This is a genomic window from Chitinophagaceae bacterium (assembly GCA_016717285.1).
Classification (GTDB): Bacteria; Bacteroidota; Bacteroidia; order Chitinophagales; family UBA10324; genus JACCZZ01.
On the sequence record JADKFU010000001.1, the window covers coordinates 771,984 to 798,210 of the forward strand.

The 26,227-nt window shown below is 40.0% G+C and carries 25 protein-coding genes; 16 read left to right on the forward strand and 9 right to left on the reverse strand.

What is annotated here, in order from left to right; genetic code table 11:
• Nucleotides 1–261 precede the first annotated feature (261 nt).
• The 4 genes from IPO83_03185 (at nt 262) to IPO83_03200 (ending at nt 4,533) form a co-directional block, all read left to right on the forward strand.
• Nucleotides 262–1,677, forward strand: coding sequence for a glycogen synthase (locus IPO83_03185; protein ID MBK9730285.1), 1,416 nt, complete (start codon nt 262–264; stop codon nt 1,675–1,677).
• Nucleotides 1,678–1,758: 81 nt separating this feature from the next.
• A complete protein-coding gene (locus IPO83_03190; protein MBK9730286.1) occupies nt 1,759–3,036 on the forward strand; it encodes a glucose-1-phosphate adenylyltransferase in 1,278 nt (425 codons plus the stop codon).
• A 40-nt stretch (nt 3,037–3,076) separates the two neighbouring features.
• On the forward strand, nt 3,077–3,283 hold the full coding sequence (locus IPO83_03195; GenBank protein ID MBK9730287.1) for an RNA-binding S4 domain-containing protein: 207 nt from the start codon (nt 3,077–3,079) through the stop codon (nt 3,281–3,283).
• 572 nt (nt 3,284–3,855) lie between these two features.
• Nucleotides 3,856–4,533: a DedA family protein gene (locus IPO83_03200; protein ID MBK9730288.1), complete on the forward strand. Its 678-nt coding sequence runs from the start codon at nt 3,856–3,858 to the stop codon at nt 4,531–4,533.
• 122 nt (nt 4,534–4,655) lie between these two features.
• Here IPO83_03200 and IPO83_03205 read toward each other — a convergent pair whose 3' ends face one another.
• Nucleotides 4,656–5,693 (reverse strand): DUF4407 domain-containing protein, encoded by a 1,038-nt coding sequence (locus IPO83_03205; protein MBK9730289.1) that lies wholly within the window; start codon nt 5,691–5,693, stop codon nt 4,656–4,658.
• A gap of 284 nt (nt 5,694–5,977) precedes the next feature.
• On the opposite strand from IPO83_03205, the gene IPO83_03210 reads away from it, so the two are divergent.
• From IPO83_03210 to IPO83_03255, 10 genes are all read left to right on the forward strand, one after another.
• Nucleotides 5,978–6,283 (forward strand): hypothetical protein, encoded by a 306-nt coding sequence (locus tag IPO83_03210; GenBank protein ID MBK9730290.1) that lies wholly within the window; start codon nt 5,978–5,980, stop codon nt 6,281–6,283.
• 130 nt (nt 6,284–6,413) lie between these two features.
• Nucleotides 6,414–6,899: an RNA polymerase sigma factor gene (locus IPO83_03215; protein ID MBK9730291.1), complete on the forward strand. Its 486-nt coding sequence runs from the start codon at nt 6,414–6,416 to the stop codon at nt 6,897–6,899.
• Nucleotide 6,900: 1 nt separating this feature from the next.
• Nucleotides 6,901–7,977: a hypothetical protein gene (locus IPO83_03220; protein MBK9730292.1), complete on the forward strand. Its 1,077-nt coding sequence runs from the start codon at nt 6,901–6,903 to the stop codon at nt 7,975–7,977.
• 6 nt (nt 7,978–7,983) lie between these two features.
• Nucleotides 7,984–8,631, forward strand: coding sequence for a hypothetical protein (locus IPO83_03225; GenBank protein ID MBK9730293.1), 648 nt, complete (start codon nt 7,984–7,986; stop codon nt 8,629–8,631).
• A 33-nt stretch (nt 8,632–8,664) separates the two neighbouring features.
• The gene (locus IPO83_03230) at nt 8,665–9,711 is read left to right on the forward strand and encodes an outer membrane beta-barrel protein (protein MBK9730294.1); all 1,047 of its coding nucleotides are present in this window, start codon (nt 8,665–8,667) and stop codon (nt 9,709–9,711) included.
• 538 nt (nt 9,712–10,249) lie between these two features.
• Nucleotides 10,250–11,185 carry a hypothetical protein gene (locus IPO83_03235; GenBank protein ID MBK9730295.1) on the forward strand — a complete coding sequence of 312 codons (936 nt, stop codon included), beginning with the start codon at nt 10,250–10,252 and terminating at the stop codon, nt 11,183–11,185.
• Between the two features lie 242 nt (nt 11,186–11,427).
• The gene (locus IPO83_03240; protein ID MBK9730296.1) at nt 11,428–11,580 is read left to right on the forward strand and encodes a helix-turn-helix domain-containing protein; all 153 of its coding nucleotides are present in this window, start codon (nt 11,428–11,430) and stop codon (nt 11,578–11,580) included.
• A 171-nt stretch (nt 11,581–11,751) separates the two neighbouring features.
• Entirely contained in the window at nt 11,752–12,153 is a 402-nt protein-coding gene (locus IPO83_03245) for a ribonuclease H-like domain-containing protein (GenBank protein MBK9730297.1), read from the forward strand.
• A gap of 60 nt (nt 12,154–12,213) precedes the next feature.
• Nucleotides 12,214–13,185, forward strand: a complete 972-nt coding sequence (locus IPO83_03250; GenBank protein ID MBK9730298.1) for a hypothetical protein — start codon at nt 12,214–12,216, stop codon at nt 13,183–13,185.
• Entirely contained in the window at nt 13,169–13,522 is a 354-nt protein-coding gene (locus IPO83_03255) for a hypothetical protein (GenBank protein ID MBK9730299.1), read from the forward strand. Before IPO83_03250 ends, IPO83_03255 begins: the two co-directional genes overlap by 17 nt.
• 392 nt (nt 13,523–13,914) lie before the next feature.
• Here IPO83_03255 and IPO83_03260 read toward each other — a convergent pair whose 3' ends face one another.
• The 7 genes from IPO83_03260 to IPO83_03290 form a co-directional block, all read right to left on the reverse strand.
• Nucleotides 13,915–15,012: a hypothetical protein gene (locus tag IPO83_03260; protein ID MBK9730300.1), complete on the reverse strand. Its 1,098-nt coding sequence runs from the start codon at nt 15,010–15,012 to the stop codon at nt 13,915–13,917.
• Between the two features lie 477 nt (nt 15,013–15,489).
• Nucleotides 15,490–15,972, reverse strand: coding sequence for a hypothetical protein (locus tag IPO83_03265; protein ID MBK9730301.1), 483 nt, complete (start codon nt 15,970–15,972; stop codon nt 15,490–15,492).
• Nucleotides 15,969–17,003 (reverse strand): hypothetical protein, encoded by a 1,035-nt coding sequence (locus IPO83_03270; protein MBK9730302.1) that lies wholly within the window; start codon nt 17,001–17,003, stop codon nt 15,969–15,971. The genes IPO83_03265 and IPO83_03270 overlap by 4 nt, the downstream gene beginning before the upstream one ends.
• Nucleotides 17,004–17,063: 60 nt before the next feature.
• On the reverse strand, nt 17,064–17,324 hold the full coding sequence (locus tag IPO83_03275) for a ribonuclease H-like domain-containing protein (GenBank protein MBK9730303.1): 261 nt from the start codon (nt 17,322–17,324) through the stop codon (nt 17,064–17,066).
• Nucleotides 17,263–17,577 (reverse strand): hypothetical protein, encoded by a 315-nt coding sequence (locus IPO83_03280; protein MBK9730304.1) that lies wholly within the window; start codon nt 17,575–17,577, stop codon nt 17,263–17,265. The genes IPO83_03275 and IPO83_03280 overlap by 62 nt, the downstream gene beginning before the upstream one ends.
• Nucleotides 17,578–17,639: 62 nt before the next feature.
• Complete coding sequence (locus IPO83_03285; protein ID MBK9730305.1) at nt 17,640–17,924, reverse strand: helix-turn-helix domain-containing protein; 285 nt, start codon at nt 17,922–17,924, stop codon at nt 17,640–17,642.
• A gap of 112 nt (nt 17,925–18,036) precedes the next feature.
• A complete protein-coding gene (locus tag IPO83_03290) occupies nt 18,037–18,972 on the reverse strand; it encodes a hypothetical protein (GenBank protein ID MBK9730306.1) in 936 nt (311 codons plus the stop codon).
• Nucleotides 18,973–19,897: 925 nt separating this feature from the next.
• Between IPO83_03290 and IPO83_03295 the strand changes: the two genes are divergently transcribed.
• Nucleotides 19,898–20,278 (forward strand): DUF559 domain-containing protein, encoded by a 381-nt coding sequence (locus IPO83_03295; protein MBK9730307.1) that lies wholly within the window; start codon nt 19,898–19,900, stop codon nt 20,276–20,278.
• Nucleotides 20,279–21,339: 1,061 nt separating this feature from the next.
• Here the strand turns inward: IPO83_03295 and IPO83_03300 are convergent.
• Nucleotides 21,340–22,584, reverse strand: a complete 1,245-nt coding sequence (locus IPO83_03300; protein ID MBK9730308.1) for a metallophosphoesterase — start codon at nt 22,582–22,584, stop codon at nt 21,340–21,342.
• A gap of 732 nt (nt 22,585–23,316) precedes the next feature.
• Between IPO83_03300 and IPO83_03305 the strand changes: the two genes are divergently transcribed.
• Nucleotides 23,317–24,957, forward strand: a complete 1,641-nt coding sequence (locus tag IPO83_03305; GenBank protein ID MBK9730309.1) for a M1 family metallopeptidase — start codon at nt 23,317–23,319, stop codon at nt 24,955–24,957.
• Nucleotides 24,958–26,227: the final 1,270 nt, after the last annotated feature.

A 26,227-nucleotide genomic window follows, 5' to 3' on the forward strand; every position in this document is an offset into this window, starting at 1 on the left:
ACAAGAAAGATTTCCGGAACTAATTAACTGTTGAACGACTAGCGTTGGATTAAAATAGTGCCGGAGTTTATCCCGGGCCTTTTGAAGGTGCAGGCATTGGCGGTTTTACTGGTGGTTAAGTCTTCACCACCAGCTACAGTAACACCTCAAAAACTGATAAAATGATTTTTAAACAAGCTATAAGTTAACACTTGTCATCATCATTGCTTGCGTATAATCTTTTTAGTATCATTGTAAATTCAACAAAACGCCGTTCCACTCATGCAGATATTACATGTTAGTGCTGAATGTTATCCTGCCGCTAAAGTAGGTGGCCTGGGTGACGTGGCCGGTGCACTACCTAAATACCTTAACAGAGCAGGTGCCACCGCCAGCTTGGTGATGCCACATTATTATAATAAATTTTATCACGATCATAGCTGGAACAATGTAGCTGAAGGTGCGTTTAAACTAGGAGCGGTGGAATACAAATACAAGATCAGGAAAGAAGCTACTGATGCATTGGGTTTTGAACTTTTCATTACGGAAATTGAAGGTCTGCTGAATGAAGAACTTCCTTACGGTTATGAAAACGATCTGCAACGTCACCTCGGCTTTCAGATTTGCGTAGTGGATTGGTTGAGCAACCGGCAGGAAAGACCTGATGTTGTTCATTGTCATGATCATCCAACGGGACTTATTCCGTTTATGATGAATTATGGCAACAGTTACCATCACCTGAAAGAAATAAAAACAGTATTCACTATTCACAGCGCGCAGTATCAAGGTCAGATTGGAATGGATAAGATCAACCTGCTTCCGGCTTTTGATGAATGGAAACGCGGTATGCTGGAGTGGAACAATAACATTAATCCAATGGCATGTGCTATAAAATGTTGCTGGAGGTTTACAACTGTTTCGCCCGGCTACCTTGTGGAACTCAGGCAAAATGCGCTGGGTATTGAAAAACTTATAAGGGATGAGCAGCAGAAGTCGCAGGGAATTCTGAATGGAATTGACGCTGATGTATGGAATCCTGAGATGGATACATGGATTGAAACAACCTACAATGTGGCAACAGTAAACGATGGAAAATCAGTGAACAAAAAGTCGCTGTGTTATTCTTTTAAATTGAATCATGAACTTCCTTTGGTCGCCTTTATCGGACGATTGGTGGGAGAGAAGGGCGGCGACTTATTAGCCGACAGCATCCGGCAAACTGTAATACGACAAAACAGAGGCGTGAATTTTTTGGTGCTTGGCAGTGGGGTGAATGAATATGAAAATGCACTCAATGCTTTAAAATCAGATTTGCCTGATAATTTCAATTGTTACATTGGTTATCATGAAAAGCTCGCGCACCTGATGTATGCAGGTGCAGACTTTCTACTCATGCCTTCGCGTGTAGAACCCTGCGGACTCAATCAGTTATACGCTATGCGGTATGGAACAGTGCCAATAGTAAGAAGCACCGGAGGCTTGAAGGATACGGTAACTGACATTGCTGAAAAAGATGGATTTGGAATCCGGTTCGAACAGATTACGGTTGCGGCTATTGATGTAGCGGTGGAAAGAGCATTGACATTGTATCACGACAAGCAGTCAATGTCAGGCGTTAAAGAGAAAATAATGAAGTTTGATCATTCATGGGATCATGCTGCAGAAGTTTACATGGAATTATACCGGTCAATGCAATGAACATTCATTTGCAAATGCTTAAGTTGAAGGTTCAGATCAGAGTGGCTTAAATTTTTTTAATCAAACGGAAATAAAAATATTATGCAACAGGAAAAAGTGTTGGCAGTTATTCTCGGCGGTGGAGCCGGAACGCGTTTATCGCCGCTTACCGCATCACGTTCAAAGCCCGCGGTACCGATTGCCGGAAAGTACCGGCTGGTGGATATACCTGTTTCCAACTGTATCAACTCGGGTATACAACGAATGTTTGTGCTCACTCAATTCAATTCAGCATCCTTGAACAAGCACATCAAGAATACCTATCACTTCAGTGCTTTCAGCAAAGCTTTTGTAGATATTCTTGCCGCGGAGCAAACGCCCGATAATCCAAGGTGGTTTATGGGAACGGCTGATGCGGTACGCCAATCATTGCATCACCTCAACAACAATGATTATGAATATGTATTGATCCTTTCAGGTGACCAATTGTACCAGATGAATTTTATGGACCTGTTGGATTATCATGAAAAAATGGGAGCCGAAATTTCTATTGCTACCATTCCGGTTAATGGAAGGGACGCACCGGAATATGGCATTATGAAAACTACTGCGGAAGGATTTATTGAATCATTTATTGAAAAGCCAAAGAAGGAATTGTTGCCGGCATGGACATCAGAAGTAAGTGATTCAATGAAGGCGCAGGGAAGAGAATATCTTGCGTCGATGGGCATTTATGTATTCAACAAAAAAACCCTTATTGATCTGCTCGAAGAAAAGATTGATGCAACAGATTTTGGAAAAGAAATAATTCCGCAGTCGATCGGTAACCATAAAATACTCAGTTATCAGCATGAAGGTTATTGGACGGACATTGGGAATATACGTTCTTATTTTGAAGCCAACCTTGCACTCACCGATGAAATTCCGGATTTCAATTTATTCGATAACAGAAATGTGATTTATACGCATGCACGAATGCTGCCACCTGCAAAAATTTCGGGTACCACGTTAAATGCGTCCATCGTAGCGGAGGGCAGCATTGTAAGAGCTGCCAAAATCGACCGTTCTATAATCGGTATACGTTCAAGGATTGGTGAAGGGAGTGTGATTGTAAGCAGCTATATAATAGGTAATGATTCCTTTCAGACACTCGAATCCATCAAAGAATCGATTCGTAAAGGCATTCCCATTATTGGAATCGGTGACCGGTGTTACATACAGAATACCATCATCGATAAAGATTGTTATATCGGCAACGATGTACACATTAAAGGCGGCAGTCACCTTCCAGATATGGAAACCAATATTCTTACCGTGAAAGATGGAATTGTGGTTGTAAAGAAAGGAGCCATTGTTCCGGATCGTTTTGGATTAGGATAACAATATTTTTTTCAGCTTCTAAAATCAATGTACAGATAGCGTGGATTCCTTTAAAATAAAAGGCGACTTCATTAAATTGAATCAACTCTTGAAACTCATGGGATGGTGTAGTTCAGGAGCTGAAGCTAATGCAGCGATTGAGCAGGGACTTGTGATGGTAAATGGAAATGTGGAAACCAGGAAAAGAAATAAAATCATGCCTTCCTTTCAAGTAACCTACGGTGCCAATACAGTTTTGATAGAATAATCAGATGGTGATGCGTTCTGTATGATCATTATTGTTTTGCAGGAAAAGAGTTTATCAGTGATATAGTTGGAAAATTCTAAAACCAGATTCCGTTTTCCTGTTTATATTTTGTATGACCCCTGCAGTCTTTCTTCGTGCTTGCGCAACCCGATATCATAATAGTACCTGATAGCAGGAAAACAAAAAGCAGGAATTTTGACTTTTGAATAAACATGAAATATTGAACGTGCCGCAGAATTCTATAGTATATTTTCAGGTAATGAAACTGCTTTGAAAATGATTGACACGAAAGCCCGGCAAGCATCAAAAATATTTTGCGTATTCATCCGTGCTTCCGTAGTAAAATTAGTATAGCTCATAAGTCAAAAAAAATCACGGTCAATGAAATTTTCTTTTTTCAAAATAAATTCCGTGCTCTACCTCGCTTCCATGGCATTATTATAGCTTAGAAGACAATTGATTCCAATTCATTATAATTTTCGTTTTTCAAAAAAATCCGTATACATCCTGGTTTACGTGGCAACATAATTTGTGTTTCCATGTTTTCCATTAGAAAAAAAAGGATAACAACCATGATATTACTTGCTGAAATTCAAACCCTAACCCAGAGCATTACCGGACAACTCAATCCTGAGTCGCTCATTCGCAATGGTGGATTGCTGCTGATCATGCTTTTAGTATTTGCACAGACGGGATTGTTCTTCTGTTTCTTTTTACCTGGCGGATCGCTGCTGTTTACAACCGGCGTGATGGCTGCTTCCGGTGTGTTGCATCAGGATATTTTTACAATAAGTGCTGCTTTAATTGCCGCTTCGTTTTCAGGAACAATAACGGGTTATTGGTTCGGACGCACTACAGGTCCGCTGCTTTATCAACGAAGAGACTCTGCGTTTTTCAAAAAACAACACCTCGCAATTGCGGAAGCTTTTTATAAAAAGTATGGCGTGCTTGCATTAACCATCGGACTATTTTTTCCGGTCATCCGCACTTTTGCGCCCATTATTGCTGGACTCATCAAAGTGCATTTCGGACGGTTTCTGTTGCTCACTTTTTTTGGTTCTGCGCTTTGGATTCTCGCCATGGTGCTTCCCGGATACTATCTGGGTAGCCTTCCATTCTTAAAAGATTATCTCACCTGGATTGTGATCGCCATTATCGTTATCGTTACCATTCCTGCAGGCCTGCGAATGATCAAAGAGTTCCGCGTATTTAAAAAGCAGGAAGAAGACAAGCAAAAGGAGCATTCATAAATTGAGCGGTAGCACAAACTTTTTTGCATCTGCTTCCATGTTGTATCCAAACAGCTTTTTATAATTGAAAAGTCGCGTTGAAGTTTTGTTCCGGAATACCTTCCTGATTATTTTATGCTGAATTATACGGGCTGCTTCCAAAGGAGTTGAGCCTTGCTTTCCAGCTCCGATTGGTTTTTCATCAGTTGCAATTGCGTTTCTACGGTAACGGCATCTTCCTGCACATGCTGATAATCATCATAAGGACCACGTTTCGCAAAAGCCTTCCAGGAAACAGCAAGGGTGTCAATCAATACGAGGAAAGCAATCAGGAAATATCTCACGGATTTTGCATTGGAGCCGGGCATGCTTTCCAGTTGTACAAGTGCGTTTTCTCTCGCTATATAACCATTGCTGAAAGTGTTTGCATATTTCGTAAGCGCTTCCTGTTTCAGTAATGCTGCGGTTGCTTTGTTGGTGCTGTCATGAGCATAGAGCACATTTAATTCATGCTCGGTTTGTGCGAGTTGCTGATTAATAGTAGCCGCTCTTTTCTGATAACCTGGAATTCCTGATGTGGATCCGCAGTCGGTGTTAATTTTTACATCCGATTGTTCATAGATCAACAATTTGCGCAGACATTGTACATCGGCTTCCTTCGCTGCAATCACTTCTTTGAGTTCAGCTGCTTTTGCATCATGGTCATTTCGGATTATTTGCTCGGCCTGTACTTTGTTGGCTGCCATTACCTGTTCAATATCTTTATGAAAGTAGAGCAGCGTAAACGGATGTGCGATACCAACACCGATAAATGCTGCAAGTACAAAGCGGCTCAGAAAAGCAAAGGAGAAAAAATCATGCAACAGGTTTTTTACTTCAATGTCGCGTTGCTGTGAACCGGGTTTGCGCAGGTTATTAGCCTTCCGGAATGAAGAAACCAAAAAGCGGTCAGCAAAGAAAATGATAACAGCCCAGCAAATACCCGCCGGAATAAATTCATACCAATGTTCTGTAAATGTAGAAATGGCATAGGTCATCGTAAACAGAGCAAGCACAGCAGGAATAAGAATTAACGTGCCGTAGCCCGCGTGCTTGATGTGTTCGGATCGTGGACATTTTGAAAGAACGTCAGGGTTGGAGCCGGCGCACCAGATCAGGAACTGATAAGCAGTTTGTTTCATGCAACATGGTTTGATGAGTGTAGAATAGTGCTATAGCGTCTGCAACGTCAATTTGTTACTTGAATAATCAGGCAGTTTACAAAGCATCAAACCTGGAAGGGGAGTTTGAAAAAGAATGAAAAACGCAACGATCATTCAAATAGTATATGTCAGCACTTTGGGTTAATACCAGCCGGACAATGAATATCCGGAGTAAGAACGGCGTCCGAATGAATTTTTTGAAGTGCTTGTAACTTTTAAGAAGATGTCGCCGTCCTACTGTCAAACCAACAAAAGCAATAACCATGAAAAAAATTATTCTAATAACAACTTTTGCAGTGTTACTCGGCAATCAATTAGTGAGTGCTCAAAGTTTAGGGTCACAAAATTCTAAAACAGTGGATTATGTTTGGGCTACACAAACAACGGTGGGCAAGCAGCATAGTGCTGTTTTGGACAAGATGCAACAGGAAACGGAAGAGTTGATGCTGGCCATAACACCTGCGCCTTTGGTTTCCCTTGCACGTTTGATTGATCAGAAACTGCAGGATGGTAGAAATAATAAAGCGGTGCGGAAGGCGAAGAAAGAGAACAGCACTTGTAAACTGTAATTAATTTTAAGGGGAATAGGGGAAACGATTACCAGTGTGAGAAGGGGTGTTGGCGATTTGAGGAGGTGCATTATTCGGAAATTTCCCTATAAACTGTAACTTTTCGGAAACCAAACCGCCGTACCACCGGATGACACCGCAGGAATACAACAAAGCTGTTGATCAGTATGCTGATCGCGTATATCGTTTCATTCTAAAAAATATACGCAACAGCGATGATGCACAGGATGTGGTGCAAAATGCTTTTGAGATTATGTGGAAGAATCACGAGCATGTAGATTATGCCAAGAGCAGGTCGTACCTGTTCACGGTGGCTTATCACAACATGATCGATCAGTTCAGGAAGCGGAAGAATGATGCGGATTTAACGGATGAACATACGCAGGTGCAGGGGAGAAGCAGCCAGTTTACAGGTGCTAAAGACGCTTTGGAATTGGGATTGTCAAAGTTGCCCGAAATGCAAAAGTCTGTTGTACTGTTGAGAGATTATGAAGGGTACAGTTATGAGGAGATTGGAGAAATCACAGGATTGAATGAATCGCAGGTGAAAGTGTACATCTTTCGTGCACGCACTGCTTTAAAGAATTTTTTAGTTACACCTGAAAATGCGATCTGATATGAAGATCAATCTGCAGAATTATGAATCGTACTTTGTCCGTTACATCGACAACGACTTGTCGAAAACGGAAGTGGAAGAAGTGCAACGCTTTCTGCAACAGCATCCTGAGTTGAATAACGACCTTGATGCCTTTCGTTCCACTGTACTTCAGCCCGATGATACTTTTGTTTTTCCTGCTAAGGCAATGCTGAAACGATCTGTTCATGCCGGCAATTATGAGGACTATTTTGCGCGTTATGTAGAACAGGATCTTTCTGCGGAAGAAACTGCTGAAGTAAATATTTTCCTGCAGCAAAACCCTTCTTTCACAAGACAACTGGATGCATACAAGGCAACCAGGCTGGTGGCAGATACTACGATTGTTTTTCCTGATAAGAAAGCATTAAAGAAAGAACAACCGCGTAAAGTAATTCCAATGTATGCCCGTTACATTTTATCCGCCGCTGTTGCCGCCGGGTTACTTCTGTTGTTCTTCGTAAAAGGAATACAACGGATGCCGGGATCATCGGATGTTCAGGTGGCTCAAAATGAAACCGTGGATCCTGCTGTTGTTCCATCAGTTGATTCAGATCTAACGGAAAATAATTCTCCTGATGCACTTGCAACACTTCCTGGTTCGACCGGGCAGCCTGCTGTTTCAACACCTTCAAACAGTAGTCAGTCAAAAGTAAAGACCGTTAAAAAATCTGTTATTCCTTCAGCAGATCAGGAAATCAAATATGCAGCGATTGCTTCAGTAATGGAGCCAATGGAGGTTGGGATGCCCGGTGCTTTACCTGAAAATCGCCGAACATCAAAAGCACCTTACCTGGTGCCTGTGTATGAAGAGGTAGCGGCACCGCAACAAACCGCTGCGAACAGTAACAATAATACAGTGGGAGGATGGCTTTCCATAGCTTCTGTGGTGGGCACAGAAATTCTGAAGTTAAGCGGTCGCGGTGATCTGGTTAAAGCGTCATCTGACGTCGCAGAGCAGCCAAAGAAAAAGGAACCGGTGACGCTTTCCATTCAAACCAGGAAATTTTCTTTCTACCATAAGTTCCTGAATAAAAATAATGCATCCACTAAAAACTAACAGCTTATGAAACATTTGTTTTTTGGACTATTTGTCATCATGCTTCCACAACTGCTAATGGCGCAACAACCTGATGCGCCTTTACCGCCGCAACCGCCGCAGCCTCCGCAAAAGGAAACATTCAGCAAGGAGATGGAAACCATGCAACAACAATTAAAGCAGCAAATGAAAGTGTTGCAGGATTCTGTTGCAGCATTGAGCCGTCGTTTCAGCGAGTCTGCCGCTGCACGAGATTTGAAAGGAGCCTTTCACGAAGGTTTCAATGATACAAAGCCGGAGTGGAACCTGCCGCCACTTCCTGATTTACCACCTGTTCCACCCCTTCCTGATTTGCAGGAGGCATTGGATAACGCGCTTGAAGAATGGAGAGAAAGGGATTTCCGGTTTGAAATGCCGGCTATACCGGAACTGGAAGAAGGATGGGGCAAGGCACTCGATGAGTTCAAAGATTTCCATTTCCGTTTTGAAGGTCCGGAACCGCCTGAAGTCCCGTTCCCGGAAGATGCTCCCCGCTTACAGGAATTAGAAAATCAGATGGAGCATTTGCAGATGGAAGAGGAATGGAGAGATCGATACAGTTACCCTGGCCATCACGAAAAGCGCCATCAACAAATTTTAGAGATGCTTCCTTTTTACCAGTTTTTTAAAAGTTAACAAAATCACTTTTTTTAAAATACCAGTTACGTCATGAAAAAAATTATAATTCAGTTGTGGTTGCTAATTGCCCCGATAATAGGTTTTGCGCAACAAAATAGCTGGACACCGGAGCAGAAGGATCAGTTTAAAAGAGAAATGGATGATTTTAAATCACAGATGGATAAAGAGATGAGTCAACTTCGCGACTCGCTTGCGCAGATGGAATCACAAATGAAGGATGGTGATTGGTCGCAACCGGATACTATGATGTGGAATTTCGCTGTTCCACCCATTCCACCGCCACCCGGAATGATGGGCGATGAAAACAGCACCATGGAAATTTACGCGGGAGATGACAGCACGGAAGTACGACTGGGTAAGTGGAAATTATCAGTGGATGAAGGTGAAGGCGGGAACGACCATGTAAAGTTTTACCGTGATGAAAACTGTTGTGATGAAGATAACATGAAAGAACTTAAAAATATTCAAACCAAATTTCTTTTGTTCGACATTGGTCTCAATAATTATTTTGCATCCGGACTGAGTTCCAATTTTCCTGAACCTTATGGTCCTTTAGAACCTAACCCGGGCAAGTCGTGGGTGGTTAATTTGCATCTGTTCAATCAGCGGATCAACCTCATCGATCATCACCTCTGGTTTTCCTACGGTGCTTACTTTGAATTCAATTCCTATAAATATAACAGTGAAGAAACTATGATTCCAAGGATTGATTCAGTGGCCTTTCAATCCAGTGAATCTGCTTTAAAAAAGAATAAATTGTCGTGCACCTATATTGGCATTCCGCTCATGTTACGGTATGAATCCAATAGGTCGAATCTCAATCATTCATTTCATGTTGCGGCCGGCGGTTTTGGTGAATACCTGATTGGTTCACACACCAAAACCAAATCCACCAGCAATGATAAAATCAAACAGCACGATGACTTTAACCTGAATCGTTTCCGTTATGGCATTACCGGAAGAATCGGTTACGGTTGGGCCAGCTTATTTGTGAATTATAGTTTGTCGGAATTTTTTGAAAGCGGTACCGGCCCGGTAGTGTATCCTGCCTCTGCCGGATTGGCGTTGGAGTTTTAGCCGTTTAAATATTTTGAGATGCGGTTGTGTTGATGAAAGTCGGCACAACCGTTTTTGTTGATGACGGTTTCGCGATCACGCCCATGTCAAATAAATACACTTCTAATTAATCAATACAGTCCAGTCGGAGCGACAGAAAGGCACCGGCGTGAGGTGCCCCTTGAGGGGCCCCGGGGTGACAGTTTCTTATTTCCATGAAGTTCAATATGAACTCCATATTTAAGCAAAACAAAAAAATAAGGAGAGCAAAAAAGCTAATTGCGATCACCCCATGGCCCCTCAAGGGACTAAGTAATGCTAATGTAACTAGTTGTATATAAGCCGTTAGTGAGATAATAATTATAAAGGGGTAAACATAGGGTAAACATTCTCTATTGTGCATATATATACTTCTTTTAAGCACCCTATTTCACTTAGTATGTTTATAGTTCTCCCTTTTGCCTTTGTTTTCCTCGAGTTTTCGCCGTTTTTAAGTATTGAAAAAACACTATGCAATGTCCAACTCTATATCTTCGTATCAATATCTAAAACTGTTCCTATGATTGAAAATAAAAGTAAAGAACTTGCGAATGATCAAATTCGAGAAGTACCTCATCATACAATTGATACAGCCTCAATTTTCATAAATGAGATCCGCTTTAGAAGCGACCCAGAACATTTCAAGGGTAAAAAAGCTCCGGATGAAATAACACAAAATCTTGAATACATAATTCGAGAGCTTTTGGTCAAATATGCTGAACCTACAGTTGATTTTTCAGAAGAGAGGAAAGAGTATTTAATTGCCAATTCTGAAAAATTTAATCAGCCTGATTTCGGCGTTGAACCATTCCGAACGGATTTTTTTGTAACAGCTAAGGATAGGCGTAGGGATAAGAAAGGAAGCAACCCTCTTTTACTCACAGGAGATAACAACTATTATTTTTATAGCTACAACACACCGTTTGTGGTTAATAAGAGCAAAATAAAAGAATACCAGTTTGAACTTCTCTTTGCATTTGCCTTACGCCATTGCGATTTGATGCAAATACATTCATTCCTACACTTTCAATTACAGAACAATTTCGCAGGCGAGCCAAAACAATTTCACCAATATCTTGCCCAGATCAATAGAAAATTCGGAAACACGTTATTTACAACTGAGCTATCTGATTCAATCAATGATTGGATTTCAGATAATGAAATGAGCATAGTAAAATCTGACGGAGAGAAGATCAAAACTTATTTAACTGTAAAGCAACTTGCATTCCTTTTCCGAGCTCTAAAAGAATGTAAGTTAATCGAGGGCAGTAACGCGCAATTAGTAGGCAGAGTAATTAGTAAAGCTTTTGATTCAAAGGCAAAGGAAGATATAAGTGCGGGTAATCTAAGCAAGCATTTCTATGAGCTTTCCGAAGACGCCGTTGAATTTTGGCTGTTGCTGTTTCCAAAATTAATGGCTTTTGCAAAAGAACAACAAGAAATAAATCGTAAGTAACTTATTGAATATCAAACAATATAGTTAGGTAGCGCTACCCCGTGCTACTACCTCAGTTTCTTCCATAGTATCATTTTTACTCCATGTTCATTTCAAATAAATTGAAACAATCATGGAAGTAATCACAATGGAATCCCAGGCATTCAAAGAGCTGTTAAGTCAACTACAGCAAATCAAAGCCGGCTTAGAAGCCCAGAGAAAAGCCCATCAGACCCATTGTTGGATAACAACGAGGTCTGCAACTGCTCAAGGTCAGCAAGCGAACCTTGCAGAACTACAGGGATAATGGCGACCTCTCCTTTAGCCAGGTAGGTGCTAAACTATTGTACCGCACCAGCGACATTGACGACTTCCTGAAACGGAATTATAAAAAAGCCTTCCATGCAAAGCCGTGAAAATATATCTGGGCGCAGGTTTCAGAACAGTTTCAAGGAAAATCATCAATAAATCAAACCACATGGCAAAAGAAAAAGTGATCAATCTATACATTGACGCAGAATGGTATTTAAACCAGCGCATCTTCCTTATCGGTTATTCCTATGACCGTAAAAACTTCGGACAGCTTTATGGCAAGAAACTTACCGCAAAGAATTTCAAAAAATTATTTACCAAAGTTACCGGCAGCGTTTTTTGTTACGGACCTGATACCGGAATGCTGGAAAAATTCTTCAAATGGAAGTTCAGAGATAAATTCCGGTGTAAACCTGATGAAGGTTTTCAAAGACCATATCAAAACCGGCAGCTTCAAACTAAAGGACCTGGAACATAAATTCAGCATCCGGCGCAAAGTGATGAAATACAAAACCAGCATCTTTCAGATTTGGGGTGATTGGCGAAATCCCAAGAAAAAGAAAGCAGTGCTTCATTACAATAGGGAAGATGTGGTTAATCTGGTGCGGCTTACTTTCAAGATTTTTAAGAAATACAACGTAAAGAGCAAATATCTTGATACCATAAGGCTGAAATAATTTCATCCCTAACCTGGTAAAGTTTATCTAATTTTCATGTCGAAATAAGCAAAATTCGGTATGAATTTGAATATTGAGCATCTTTCACATCGCAATCCCAGCAACGATTACAGCCAAAAAGATTACCATCCGGGCGGGATGGTAATGCCAGACAGAAATTTCTCCCACGAAAATTATCGATTCGGATTCGAAAATCAGGAAATGGATAATGAAATAAATGGTATAGGAAATTCTTACACCTATGAATTTAGAGATTATGATTCAAGAATAGGGCGTTTCAAATCAATTGACCCATTCGAAAAGCAATACCCGTTCTATAGTCCATATCATTTCGCAGGAAACAGCCCTATAGCTTTTATTGATCTTGAAGGATTAGAACCAAGCTATTTTGCTAAAAAGAATAATAGTGGAGAAACAAAACTCACTCTTCCAGTTATAGGACTATTTGCTGAACTATATGGGAAGCAATACTGGTTGGCAGGGGCGAAAGCAAACATTAAAATTAATCAAAACCTACACGATAGAATAACAGGATATAGATCAGGAGCAATCACTCTTGGTTTTGATATAAACTATACTAAAGATTTTGAAGGTGAGAGCGGTGTAGGTTGGCTTCTAGAAACATCACATGAAATCGTTCATGTGAATCAGTTTATCGAAACATTTGGTAAGGACTATGAAAACGAGAGTGAATACAAAGAGGCAGTCGCAGGCTGGATGTTTTCTTATGGTTTAGACGTTGCTGTAAAAGTAGCAGGAAGTATGAGTTTTGATGCGGATATACTTCATGATAAAATAGAAATTGAGAAGGGCGCAAACGAAAAGGAATATCTTTTTAATAACTTTTTTAATGCTCAATATTATAAAAAAGAAGATGGTTCTTATGGTAACAGGGTTGTTGATCTCTTGAGTCAAGTAGAACAAGCTAAGCATGATGAGAACAAAAAAGAATACAGTGCGGCATATAGATCGCTAATAAATTTGGCCAAAGATTATAAAACCAATTTAGAGAAGGATGAAGAAAAAAAATAGTAGTTATCTCCTTATATTACTGGTATTGCTTTATTTTTTTGGTTGTAGCAATCCAATTGAGCTTCATTTAGATATGAGAAATTATTGCATTACGGATAAAAATGGCGGAATACTTAGACAGGTAGTAATTAGTAAGATTGACAGTCTCGGGGGTTTAAATTGCGAAAGAATTATTATTAAATCACCTAATGAAAAGGGTTCTCCAAATATTTGCTTGTTTGAGCAAAACGATGGCTACAACAGTGTTGAAGTTTGTACTTTAGAGCCGGGATTTATTTATAAAATATCTGCTAGAAATCAAGGTTTTGAAGATACTTTAGTTTTCAAATTACATTAGCCGTTTGCAAAAATAAACGATTCTCGATTGCATGGAGAATGCATTTGTCTGTTGAATCCTCTATGAAAATATTTAGCTAAACCTTTATTGCCAGGAACCGAAGCCCCTTTCCGATTTCTTTCAAAGGCAAAAGTTTCACAACAAAATTTGGATTGGAATACTAAAGAGGGGACAGGAACAAATCTAGATTTAGAAATCTAAAAACGCAAGAATGTTAAACAAGAAACAACAGTTGATTGTGATTGTCTACTGAGCAGAGGGATTTTTAATCCCGCTCTAATGAGTATGATATTTTAAAAATCCAAAGCTCAATCGGTCGGGATTAAAATAAATCCCGACCAGCGTAGTAGCTCAATCCGGACGAACGGGACTTGCTTTTTCCCGCAAGATATTTAAGCATTCATTACCATCTTCTCAATCAGGAATTTCCTTTCGGAAAGGCTTTGAAAAATCATTTCAGTTTCCTTATCAATAAAAACTTGAGCAAGTGAAACATACTTGAAAAATTCCTTACTATTGGCTGAATGACCAGATATCTTTCTCACCATAAACTCTGTCATACCTAAAGAAAGCATTGTAGTTATAGCTGTTCTGCGCATAGTATGAGAAGTTACAAGATCACAGAAACGAAGACTCTTTTTGCATTTCGAGTGCTTCCCAATAGATACAGATATTCCTCGTTGGCTGCGAATTTTAGCAACAATATCTGTCCACCCTGCAGTTTCAATAAGTAGCTTAATATTTTTGTTAAGGTTTTGGTTACTGATGACCGGTAATAATTTTGTATGTCTTCTGCAATTGTATTTATTGATGATTTCTATAGCGTAATCCGGTAATTTGATCCTGGTGAAAATTTGCGTTTTTTTGGAAGTCACTTTCAGGTAATAACAGCCGCCAATAATTTCAATATTTGAACTATTAAGGTTTAGCAAATCGGAAACCCGTAAAGATACCGTGCACCCAAAAACAAAAATATCCTTGGTACGTTTCAGCCTCGGGGTCAACCTTGATGCAAACTGATTATCATAAATTAGAAAATTCAGTTGTTCCGGAGAAAGAACAACTATAGGAATTTCTTCACACCGGATATAGAACATTTTATGAAAATTGCCGACCTGTATTCCTTTTTCGGTGTTTAAATAGTTGAAAAATGTCCGTAACATTTTCATATTGCTCCCTACATAATTATCATAGAGTCCGAGATCATTATAAAGATAGTCAGTAAATTTTTTGTAAAACTTTTTCCAATAGTTTCTCTCTGAGGACTGCTCCCGTTGTGTCAGGCGAGAGCTGTCTCGGATTCTAAGTGTAACCCCTTTTGTAAACTGAAAGTTGACGAGGAGTTTATTGAGGTAGTAATAATTATTAATTGTTCCTGCTTTAATTTTCTTGCCATTCTTCTGAATTCTCTTCCCTTTAGCGGAGTCAGTGATGAACGTGCCGAATAGTTTTGTCAAATCGTAATCCTTCCTAGTGTGTATCGTTGTCATAGCTGAAAATTATGACAGTTCCAGTTGACGCGGATTTGTAATCAGTGTCTACTGAGGGATTTTTAATCCCGTTCTTATGAGTATGATGTTAAATTATTGGAATGATGGGGAAGGTAAATGTCGCAATCAATGAATTTAAATTGGGACCAAATTCCTTTTATAAAATTGTGAATGTGTCAAATGGAGATGCCACAGGGTCAACCATTTCTTTAGAAACAGATAGTAGTACAAATAAAAAAGTAATTTCAGAAAAAAATTGTCACTAAGTTGGATAAAAGGCTAAGGTTGTTAGTACATTTAAATATATAGATTTAATATTGTATATAATTTCATTAATATAAACTTAATAGTAGTTCTTGAATTGGAATTGAAATGGTTTGAACAGGTGATTGTAAGACTAAGTAATTACCATCCTGGGGTTTAGAATAAATCCTGACCAGCGCCTTAGCAATCAAGACGAACGCGGCACACGATTTTTCAATTGAGTTTAAAAAGCAACTTTTCTTTTTCTCGATTAAGCTTTTCCATCTCATTAATCTTTCCTACAATAAACAATCGAACGGAACTGCCATCGTTAAGTCCGCTCATTTCTTCACACGCAACATAATTTTCATTTTCATTTAAGCTGGTGTCTGATAAAGTACCGCCCACATTTTCCAGTCCTCTGGGAAGTAGATATTTAATAAGGGTTCTTTCTCCGTTTTTGTTTACATAATAGTATTCATTTCCGTTTGTTCGCAAGTTCGTTTCAATTACTGTCCTTAGAATTCCAGATTTAGGTATTTCATAAACTTTTTTCCCGTCTTCAATACTTGGCTCAAGGCCATCTTTCTGATTAAAAATAATTGCTACGGGGCCTGTAAATCCTTCCTGTAAAAGAACTATACTTTTTTCTGGAGGTTGTCCCTTACATTGAATCAAACTCAGTATGTAAAATCCAAGTAAAACTAAATTTTTCATTGGTCCTGCCCGCTTATTGGTGATTGATTTTCATATTGTTTATTCCAAGCATCTGGAGAGATGATAATTTCATTGCCGTCATTATCCTGGTTGTAAACGCCTTGAAAAGCTCCATTCTCACCCACTGAGATCCGAATGTTCACATTTATCATTGGTAAGTCCTTATCTCCCCTTAATTGTTTAGTCGGACCTTCTATAGGTCCGTATGAAGTAGGTGCCGTACCTAAGAATATTGAAGTGCCGTAATCATCAGATACGAATAATTCCGTTGAGGGAAATTGATCTCCGTTAATCTGTCCTGATATTGAAAGCATTCCATCCATTGCATCAATCGATAGTCTGTTATGAAGATCTATATCATAAGTAGGATTCATTCTTTCACCCGGAGAAGGTCCCACTGAAGAAGGAAACAACGCTTCATTTTTGCCATATAAGTGAAGATCAAAACTGCTTCCTTGCGTAGTAATTTGACGCTTGCCATCGTTCAAATAAGCATCAGAATAGGCATAGGCACCATACTTGCTATGAGAAGCCGAACCGAATGCAGCGCTTTGCCCCACCTGAGTTTCAGTTTCATAATTGGTGACCATCCTAATGCGAGAGCTGAATTGGGAACTTGTAGAAAACGGTCTATTATCACCATCACCACCCCATAGTGCTCCCGGACCGAAGTAATCAAATGGAGCAAAGCTTCTTAAATGTATACTGATAGGATATTCCCCATCTGGATCCATATAAAGAATAGGATTTCCAACCGCAAAAGAATAGGAAGAATAACCAGGCATGTCAGATGCTCTTGGATCAATTCTTAACCAAATTGAAATCCGAGGATCGTACATTCTTTCTCCGAAGTCTAAAGAGTTTCCACTTTCTTTAATTTCATCGTCTTTCAATTTTCCGTTGAAACCGAAATCATAGGAGAAATTTGAAAATTCCCTTCCCGGCATTACCATCCCGCCCGGATGGTAATCTTTTTGGCTGTAATCGTTGCTGGGATTGCGATGTGAAAGATGCTCAATATTCAAATTCATACCGAATTTTGCTTATTTCGACATGAAAATTAGATAAACTTTACCAGGTTAGGGATGAAATTATTTCAGCCTTATGGTATCAAGATATTTGCTCTTTACGTTGTATTTCTTAAAAATCTTGAAAGTAAGCCGCACCAGATTAACCACATCTTCCCTATTGTAATGAAGCACTGCTTTCTTTTTCTTGGGATTTCGCCAATCACCCCAAATCTGAAAGATGCTGGTTTTGTATTTCATCACTTTGCGCCGGATGCTGAATTTATGTTCCAGGTCCTTTAGTTTGAAGCTGCCGGTTTTGATATGGTCTTTGAAAACCTTCATCAGGTTTTACACACCGGAATTTATCTCTGAACTTCCATTTGAAGAATTTTTCCAGCATTCCGGTATCAGGTCCGTAACAAAAAACGCTGCCGGTAACTTTGGTAAATAATTTTTTGAAATTCTTTGCGGTAAGTTTCTTGCCATAAAGCTGTCCGAAGTTTTTACGGTCATAGGAATAACCGATAAGGAAGATGCGCTGGTTTAAATACCATTCTGCGTCAATGTATAGATTGATCACTTTTTCTTTTGCCATGTGGTTTGATTTATTGATGATTTTCCTTGAAACTGTTCTGAAACCTGCGCCCAGATATATTTTCACGGCTTTGCATGGAAGGCTTTTTTATAATTCCGTTTCAGGAAGTCGTCAATGTCGCTGGTGCGGTACAATAGTTTAGCACCTACCTGGCTAAAGGAGAGGTCGCCATTATCCCTGTAGTTCTGCAAGGTTCGCTTGCTGACCTTGAGCAGTTTGCAGACCTCGTTGTTATCCAACAATGGGTCTGATGGGCTTTTTCTCTGGGCTTCTAAGCCGGCTTTGATTTGCTGTAGTTGACTTAACAGCTCTTTGAATGCCTGGGATTCCATTGTGATTACTTCCATGATTGTTTCAATTTATTTGAAATGAACATGGAGTAAAAATGATACTATGGAAGAAACTGAGGTAGTAGCACGGGGTAGCGCTACCTAACTATATTGTTTGATATTCAATAAGTTACTTACGATTTATTTCTTGTTGTTCTTTTGCAAAAGCCATTAATTTTGGAAACAGCAACAGCCAAAATTCAACGGCGTCTTCGGAAAGCTCATAGAAATGCTTGCTTAGATTACCCGCACTTATATCTTCCTTTGCCTTTGAATCAAAAGCTTTACTAATTACTCTGCCTACTAATTGCGCGTTACTGCCCTCGATTAACTTACATTCTTTTAGAGCTCGGAAAAGGAATGCAAGTTGCTTTACAGTTAAATAAGTTTTGATCTTCTCTCCGTCAGATTTTACTATGCTCATTTCATTATCTGAAATCCAATCATTGATTGAATCAGATAGCTCAGTTGTAAATAACGTGTTTCCGAATTTTCTATTGATCTGGGCAAGATATTGGTGAAATTGTTTTGGCTCGCCTGCGAAATTGTTCTGTAATTGAAAGTGTAGGAATGAATGTATTTGCATCAAATCGCAATGGCGTAAGGCAAATGCAAAGAGAAGTTCAAACTGGTATTCTTTTATTTTGCTCTTATTAACCACAAACGGTGTGTTGTAGCTATAAAAATAATAGTTGTTATCTCCTGTGAGTAAAAGAGGGTTGCTTCCTTTCTTATCCCTACGCCTATCCTTAGCTGTTACAAAAAAATCCGTTCGGAATGGTTCAACGCCGAAATCAGGCTGATTAAATTTTTCAGAATTGGCAATTAAATACTCTTTCCTCTCTTCTGAAAAATCAACTGTAGGTTCAGCATATTTGACCAAAAGCTCTCGAATTATGTATTCAAGATTTTGTGTTATTTCATCCGGAGCTTTTTTACCCTTGAAATGTTCTGGGTCGCTTCTAAAGCGGATCTCATTTATGAAAATTGAGGCTGTATCAATTGTATGATGAGGTACTTCTCGAATTTGATCATTCGCAAGTTCTTTACTTTTATTTTCAATCATAGGAACAGTTTTAGATATTGATACGAAGATATAGAGTTGGACATTGCATAGTGTTTTTTCAATACTTAAAAACGGCGAAAACTCGAGGAAAACAAAGGCAAAAGGGAGAACTATAAACATACTAAGTGAAATAGGGTGCTTAAAAGAAGTATATATATGCACAATAGAGAATGTTTACCCTATGTTTACCCCTTTATAATTATTATCTCACTAACGGCTTATATACAACTAGTTACATTAGCATTACTTAGTCCCTTGAGGGGCGATGGGGAGATGTGATTTTCAATAAACCGCAGCACCTTTCTTATAAAGGATTTATTTCAAACAATCATTGGCCGGAGTTTTTTGAACAATGAAAAATGGCATTGCATAAATCCCATCGCACAGCAGAGGAGTTTCCTCCTGAATGACTCCATGAAAAATTGCGCGCCTAAACAAAGAAAATGCATGCAAAGGCGATCAAAAACGTTACACTGGTATCCATTGCACTCGATTTTAATCGGGTGAAACAAGAAGGAGCAAAACACATTAATTCAAATTAAGCAATACCGTTCAAACAAGGCGACAGAAAGGTTCAGGAGAAAGGCGCCCCTTGAGGGGCCACGGGGTGATATTATTCTTGCAGAGAAATTAAAACATGTCAAACAAATACACTTCTAATTAATCAATACAGTTCAGTCGAAGCGACAGTAAGGCACCCGCGTGAGGTGCCCCTTGAGGGGCCACAGGGTGATATTATTCTTGCAGAGAAATTAAAACATGTCAAACAAATACACTTCTAATTAATCAATACAGTCCAGTCGGAGCGACAGAAAGGTACCGGCGTGAGGCGCCCCTTGAGGGGCCACGGGGTGACAGATTATGAAACATAATTTAGTAAATTGCCTGGATATTATTCTATTATCCTCATTTATATGTAGCAATTATGCACTCCAATTTCCATTACAACAAATCATTAAAATTTTTCTCTGGATTACTTCGGAAGCATCTCACAAAGGGTGAAAGGATACTATGGCATGAAATTCTGCAAAACAAAAAGATGAAAGGTTACCGTTTTCTGCGACAGAGACCAATCGAAAACTATATCGTGGATTTCTTTTGTAAAGAGCTCTTGTTGATTATTGAATTAGATGGCTACAGCCATGATTATAAAGTTAAAGAAGACGAGAGGAGAGATAGTAAATTAAGATCGCTTGGGTTTACTATTCTTCGGATTCCTGATCAGGTCCTGTTCGATAATATTGAAAATGTTGTGCGAATCATTGAGATTGCGATTGCGAAAATTGAGGTGCAAAAGAGGCAATGAGAGCAATGCTTGTCACCCCGTGGCCCCTCAAAGGGGCACCTTTCTCCTGTACCTTTCTGTGGCATTGTTGAGACTTTTTATCAAGAATTCAGATTGATGAAGAACTTGTTTAATAAAATCACGATCACCCCGTGGCCCCTCAAAGGGGGACCTTTCTCCTGTACCTTTCTGTGGCATTGTTGAGACGTTTTATCAAGAAGTGAGATTGATGAAGAACTTGTTTAATAAAATCATGATCACCCCGTGGCCCCTCAAAGGGGCACCTTTCTCCTGTACCTTTCTGTGGCATTGTTGAGACGTTTTATCAAGAAGTGAGATTGATGAAGAACTTGTTTAATAAAATCATGATCACCCCGTGGCCCCTCAAAGGGGCACCTTTCTCCTGTACCTTTCTGTGGCATTGTTGAGACGTTTTATCAAGAAGTGAGATTGTTGAAGAACTTGTTTAATAAAATCAAGATCACCCCGTGGCCCCTCAAAGGGGCACCTTTCTCCTGTACCTTTCTGTGGCATTGTTGAGACGTTTTATCAAGAAGTCAGATTGATGAAGAACTGGTTTAATAAAATCTTGATCACTCCGTGGCCGCTCAAAGGGGCGCCTTTCGCCTGTACCTTTCTATGGCTTCGATGATACGAGTTCTTTTATCACTCAGATTGACTTTGGGTAAAGGGTTTCATTCATTAGTCATTTATGGATGATAGGACTTGCATCACCTTTATATATATGAATTCAACAATTGCCCACTTTTCGACCTGCTATACACTTACTATATTTGCCCGCTCAACGGTAACTCCTGCATGAAATCCTGGTTTAAAAAAATTGGAATAGGTGCTTTTCTTTTTTTCCTCATAAAAGGATTGCTCTGGCTTGGAGTTATTTTCTTAGGCGTTGATTTGCTGGAAGGATGTTGAAAGTAGGTAATGAACAATTGACAATGGACAGTTGACAATTGTGAGTTGTTAGCCATCAGTTAATAGTTAATTGTCATTGACAACTCGCAAACAGGCTATCCAACAGACAATAGTTATCTGTCAACACACAACAGCCAACACACAACCACTCACCCCTTCACCAACTCCATCACCGTAATCTCCGGCGAAATTCCCAATCTTCCGGGATACGCTAGAAATCCCAATCCCCGGTTCACATATAAAAATTGTTTCCCTTCCCGGTATAAACCTGCCCATTGCTTATATAAATATTGTGAAGGACTCCATTTGAGAAATCCCGGAATCTCAATGCCCATTTGTGCTCCATGTGTATGACCACTGAAAGTAACGTCCACCTCTTTAAATTTTGACGTAACCTCTGCGTCCCAATGAGAAGGATCGTGGCTGAGCAACAGTTTCACCGCGGCTTTCTCCGCACCGGCATACGATTTTGTCATGTCACCATACTTCTGAAAACGCGTCCCCCAGTTTTCCATACCGATGATGGCAAGTTGACTCCCTTCTTCGCCAAGCATCACATTTTCATTCCTTAATAATTTCCAACCTAATTCACGATGTACCTCAACAAGCTGCTGCAGGTTGGCTTGCTTGGCAGCTTCATCCGGCCAACTGTTATAATCACCATAATCATGGTTGCCGAAAATGGAATAGACACCCATTTTTGCATTGATCTTTTTAAAGATGTCGATGTAAGGCAACATTTCATTGGTCTGACTATTTACAAGATCGCCGGTAAAAAAAACGAGGTCAGGCTGCTGCTCATTAATCAGTTCGACAGCATTTTTCAAAGGATGTGTTACCGTAAAACTACCACTGTGAATATCAGAAATCTGTACAATGCGCAGCCCGTTGAAGGCATCGGGGAGGTGCGGCAATTTCACTTTTGCCCGACGTATTGTATAATTATAGCCACCCCGGAAAACACCGTAAACCAATCCGCTGAGGAATAAGCCGGAGACCAACAGTCCGGCCTGCATTAAAAAATCTGACCTCGTGATTGCTTTGCCGGTAGATGGCGTTGCCGGTGGCGAAAGGAGAGAACCCACCCATCTTATCAATCGGCCTGAATCGTCAATAATGAGAAAGGGCAGCAAGAGTATCTTAGGGAGGTAGAAAATTATCAGGGCACCAAACCAGATTACACGGATCGTTTGAGGAAGTTCGAACGGACTGTAAAAAGCAAACAGGAAAAGGCTGCCGATGGTGGCAGCGGTGATCAGCCAGTAACTGACTGTGATTACCCTCCTAACGGCAGGCGATAACCCCGGTATGGAATGACGGATCGCCTGGAAAGCATAGAGATCAAGCAAAAACAAAACGGTTGCAGCAATCAGCAATGGAATAAATCGGCTCATAATTCAGGCGGTGAAAGGGGAATTAATCTTTTTAAAAAATTCGTGAAGTAATAATTCTGCGACATCATTCACAATTATCAAAGGAGTTCATTAAGTGTTCTAAATCAATATGCGGACAAATGTCTTTAATGGGGACGGAAAAAGGGGCGATGTATTTTAATAGACGTCTGATTTTGGTGGAATGGATTTTTCGTGGTGGAAATTCGATTATATAATTTATTGTTGTGAAACTAAAAATTGGAATAATGACTTTTCGGTCGCGCTTACAGGGCTTTATTTTAAATTAACCTTTTATAATTCTACCATAATGTCGCCCCTACAGGGCTGGATTGGGTCCTTATTGAATATTGTCCTACCATAATGTCGCCCTTACAGGGCTAATTTCTAATAGTGATCTTTAGCTACCATACGGTCGCGCTTGCAGGCTTATTTTCTCTTAGGGGCGAGCATATGCCAGGATTACTCGTGATCACCCCATGGCGCCTCCGGGAGGCGCCTTTCTCCTCTGTATGCTGTGGTTATAGGAGAGCTTTTCGCGAATTCATCAATAATTGTTAATTTGAAAAGGATGCTGAACCTCAATAAAATTGCGTTGTTTGCTTTCTGAATTTTAATAATGATCAATCAATGAATCATCACTTTTTAATAGATAATATACCTGACGGTGTGAAGTATTACGCCGCATCAGTTAGGCAAGAAAGGAGTACACTTTTCACTTTTGGAATAGCGGTTTTGATTTTACTAACCGCAGGTGTTCCTGTAACTGCACAAACAATAGTCCTACAAAAATTCACCCGAGCGGATACTTTGCGCGGCATGCTGTCAGCGTTACGAAGTTGTTATGATGTCAGCTTTTATGATCTCGATATTAAGGTGGATGTTAAAAGGCATTCCATCAGCGGAAAAAATACGATCAGCTACAACGTGGTGGAAGATTTTGACTCGTTGCAGATTGACCTCTTTGCAAAAATGAAAATTGAGAAGATCACGTATAATAATATGGAACTGAAATTCCGGCGTGAGTTTAACGCTGTGATGGTAAAGTTTCCGGAGCAGCAAAAAAAGGGTGGAAGCGGAGCGATCACCTGTTATTATTCCGGCATGCCCATGATCGCGAAATCACCACCGTGGGATGGCGGATTTGTCTGGAAAAAAGATGCGCATGGTCTTGACTGGGTGGGAGTTTCATGCGAAGGAACAGGCGCCTCTCTCTGGTGGCCCTGTAAAGATCACCTGAGCGATGAGCCTGATAGTATGTCTTTAACTTTTACGGTGCCTGACGGATTGATGTGTGTTGCCAATGGAACACTTCGCAGTGATAAAAGGAATGCAGATGGCACCGTTACCTGGAAGTGGTTTGTCAGTTATCCGATCAACAATTACAATGTAACTTTCAACCTCGCGAATTATTCACATTGGCAGGATGTCTATGTTCATGATAATGACACTTTACCGCTTGATTATTATGTGCTTGCTGATAATGTAGCACAAGCAAAAACACATTTTGAACAGGTGAAGCTGATGCTCGCCTGCTTTGAATACTATTTTGGTCCGTATCCTTTTCCAAAAGACGGCTATGCATTGGTGGAAACAAATTACTGGGGAATGGAACACCAGGGCGCTATCGCTTACGGAAACAATTACCAGAACAACAAGCAGGGTTTTGATTACATCATCATTCATGAAAGCGCACATGAATGGTGGGGCAACAATGTGACCTGCAACGACGTGGCGGAACTATGGATCCATGAATCTTTTGCCGCGTATTCCGAACCACTTTATCTTGAATGTACACAGGGGAAAGAAGCGGCAGTTAAGTATCTTGTTGATCACCGTTGGAGCATATCTGACAAGTACCCCATCATTGGACCGTATGGAGTTAATTTTCAGGGTACTGAAAACGACAACGACATGTATGACAAAGGAAGCTGGATGCTTCACACTTTCAGGAACGTATTGAATAACGACACGTTATTTTTTTATATCCTCAAAAATATTCAGCTTCATTTTAAGCTGCAAAACATTTCTACCCATGAACTGATAGCCTATATTAATGAGCTGGCAGGAAAGAATTATACTTTTTTCTTCGATCAGTACCTGCGTTATCCTTCCCCGCCGGTATTGGAATATCGTACCCGTCAGAAAGGCAAAGACACGCGCCTCGAATACCGTTGGCGAACAGATGTAAAGCCCTTTAACATGCCGTTGGAAATAACCGACAGCTATCAATATAATTTCGGCGTGGTTTCAAAAACATATGAACGCATCTACCCAACTAATAGCTGGCAAACACTTACGATTCATGATTTCGATGCCGCCAACTTTGATGTAAATACGGATTTGTTTTATGTAAAGAAGCGGGAAGTGAAGTGAGGCTCGCGCTGTTGGTTCTTCGCTTGTTAGTTTTTCGTCTATTCGTCTATTCGTCTATTCGTCTATTCGTCTGTTGGGTCAATAGTCAATAGTCGTTGTTTCCACACAGTCCAATCAGAGCGACAGAAAGGCACCCGCGTGAGGTGCCCCTTGAGGGGCCCCGGGGTGACGGTTTCTTATTTCCATGAAGTTCAATATGAACTCCATATTTAAGCAAAACAAAAAAAATAAGGAGAGCAAAAAAGCTAATTGCGATCACCCCATGGCCCCTCAAGGGGCGCCTTTCTCCTGTGCCATTCTGTGGCTCGTGGAGAGACTCTCGCTCATTCGTTAGCTTATTGATTTTAGCTGTTATGGTTAAGTATTTTAGGGTATTCCATGGAGTAAGGTGGGGTATAGGTGGGGTATAACTGGGGTATAGGTGGGAGTAGGGTGGTTTAATGAGACAGATAACGAACACACTACTAATTTTCAGTGTGACTGATTTCAATACCGTATAAATAAAGTTTTCTCTTGTCGTTTGCGTTGCAAAGTAAAGCCGATTCTTTCCATTCCGGCCGTCATTCAGGAGGAAACTCCTTCAAAATGATTGCATAGGTTATTCAAAAGCAATGAGTAGTTTGCATTTTATAAGAATGAAAAATGGCATTGCATAAATCCCATCGCGCAGCAGAGGAGTTTCCTCCTGAATGACTTCATGAAAAATGGCGCGCCTAACAAAGAAAATGCATGCAAAGGAGATCATAAACGTTACACTGGTATCCATTGCACTCGATTTTAATCGGGTGAAAAAAAAATGAGTAGGATCAATTCGCCGTTGAATAAATTCAACGGCAATGGATAACGAACACTACTAATTTTCATTGTGACTGATTTCAATACCTTAAAAAGTTTCCTCGTCGTTTGTTGCAAAGTAAAGTCGATCCTTTCCATTCCATGCCGTCATTCAGGAGGAACCTCCTTCAAAATGATTGCATAGGTTATTCAAAGCAATGAGTAGTCTGCATTTTATAAGAATGAAAAATCACATTGTATAAATCCCATCGCGCAGCAGAGGAGTTTCCTCCTGAATGACTTCATGAGAAATGGCGCGCCTAAACAAAGAACATGCATGGCAAAGGCGATCAAAAACATCAACAGGTATCTATTGCACCCGATTTTAATCGGGTGAAAAATAAATGAGTAGGATCAATTCGCCGTTGAATAAATTCAACGGCAATAGATAACGAACACACTACTAATTTTCATTGTGACTGATTTCAATACCTTA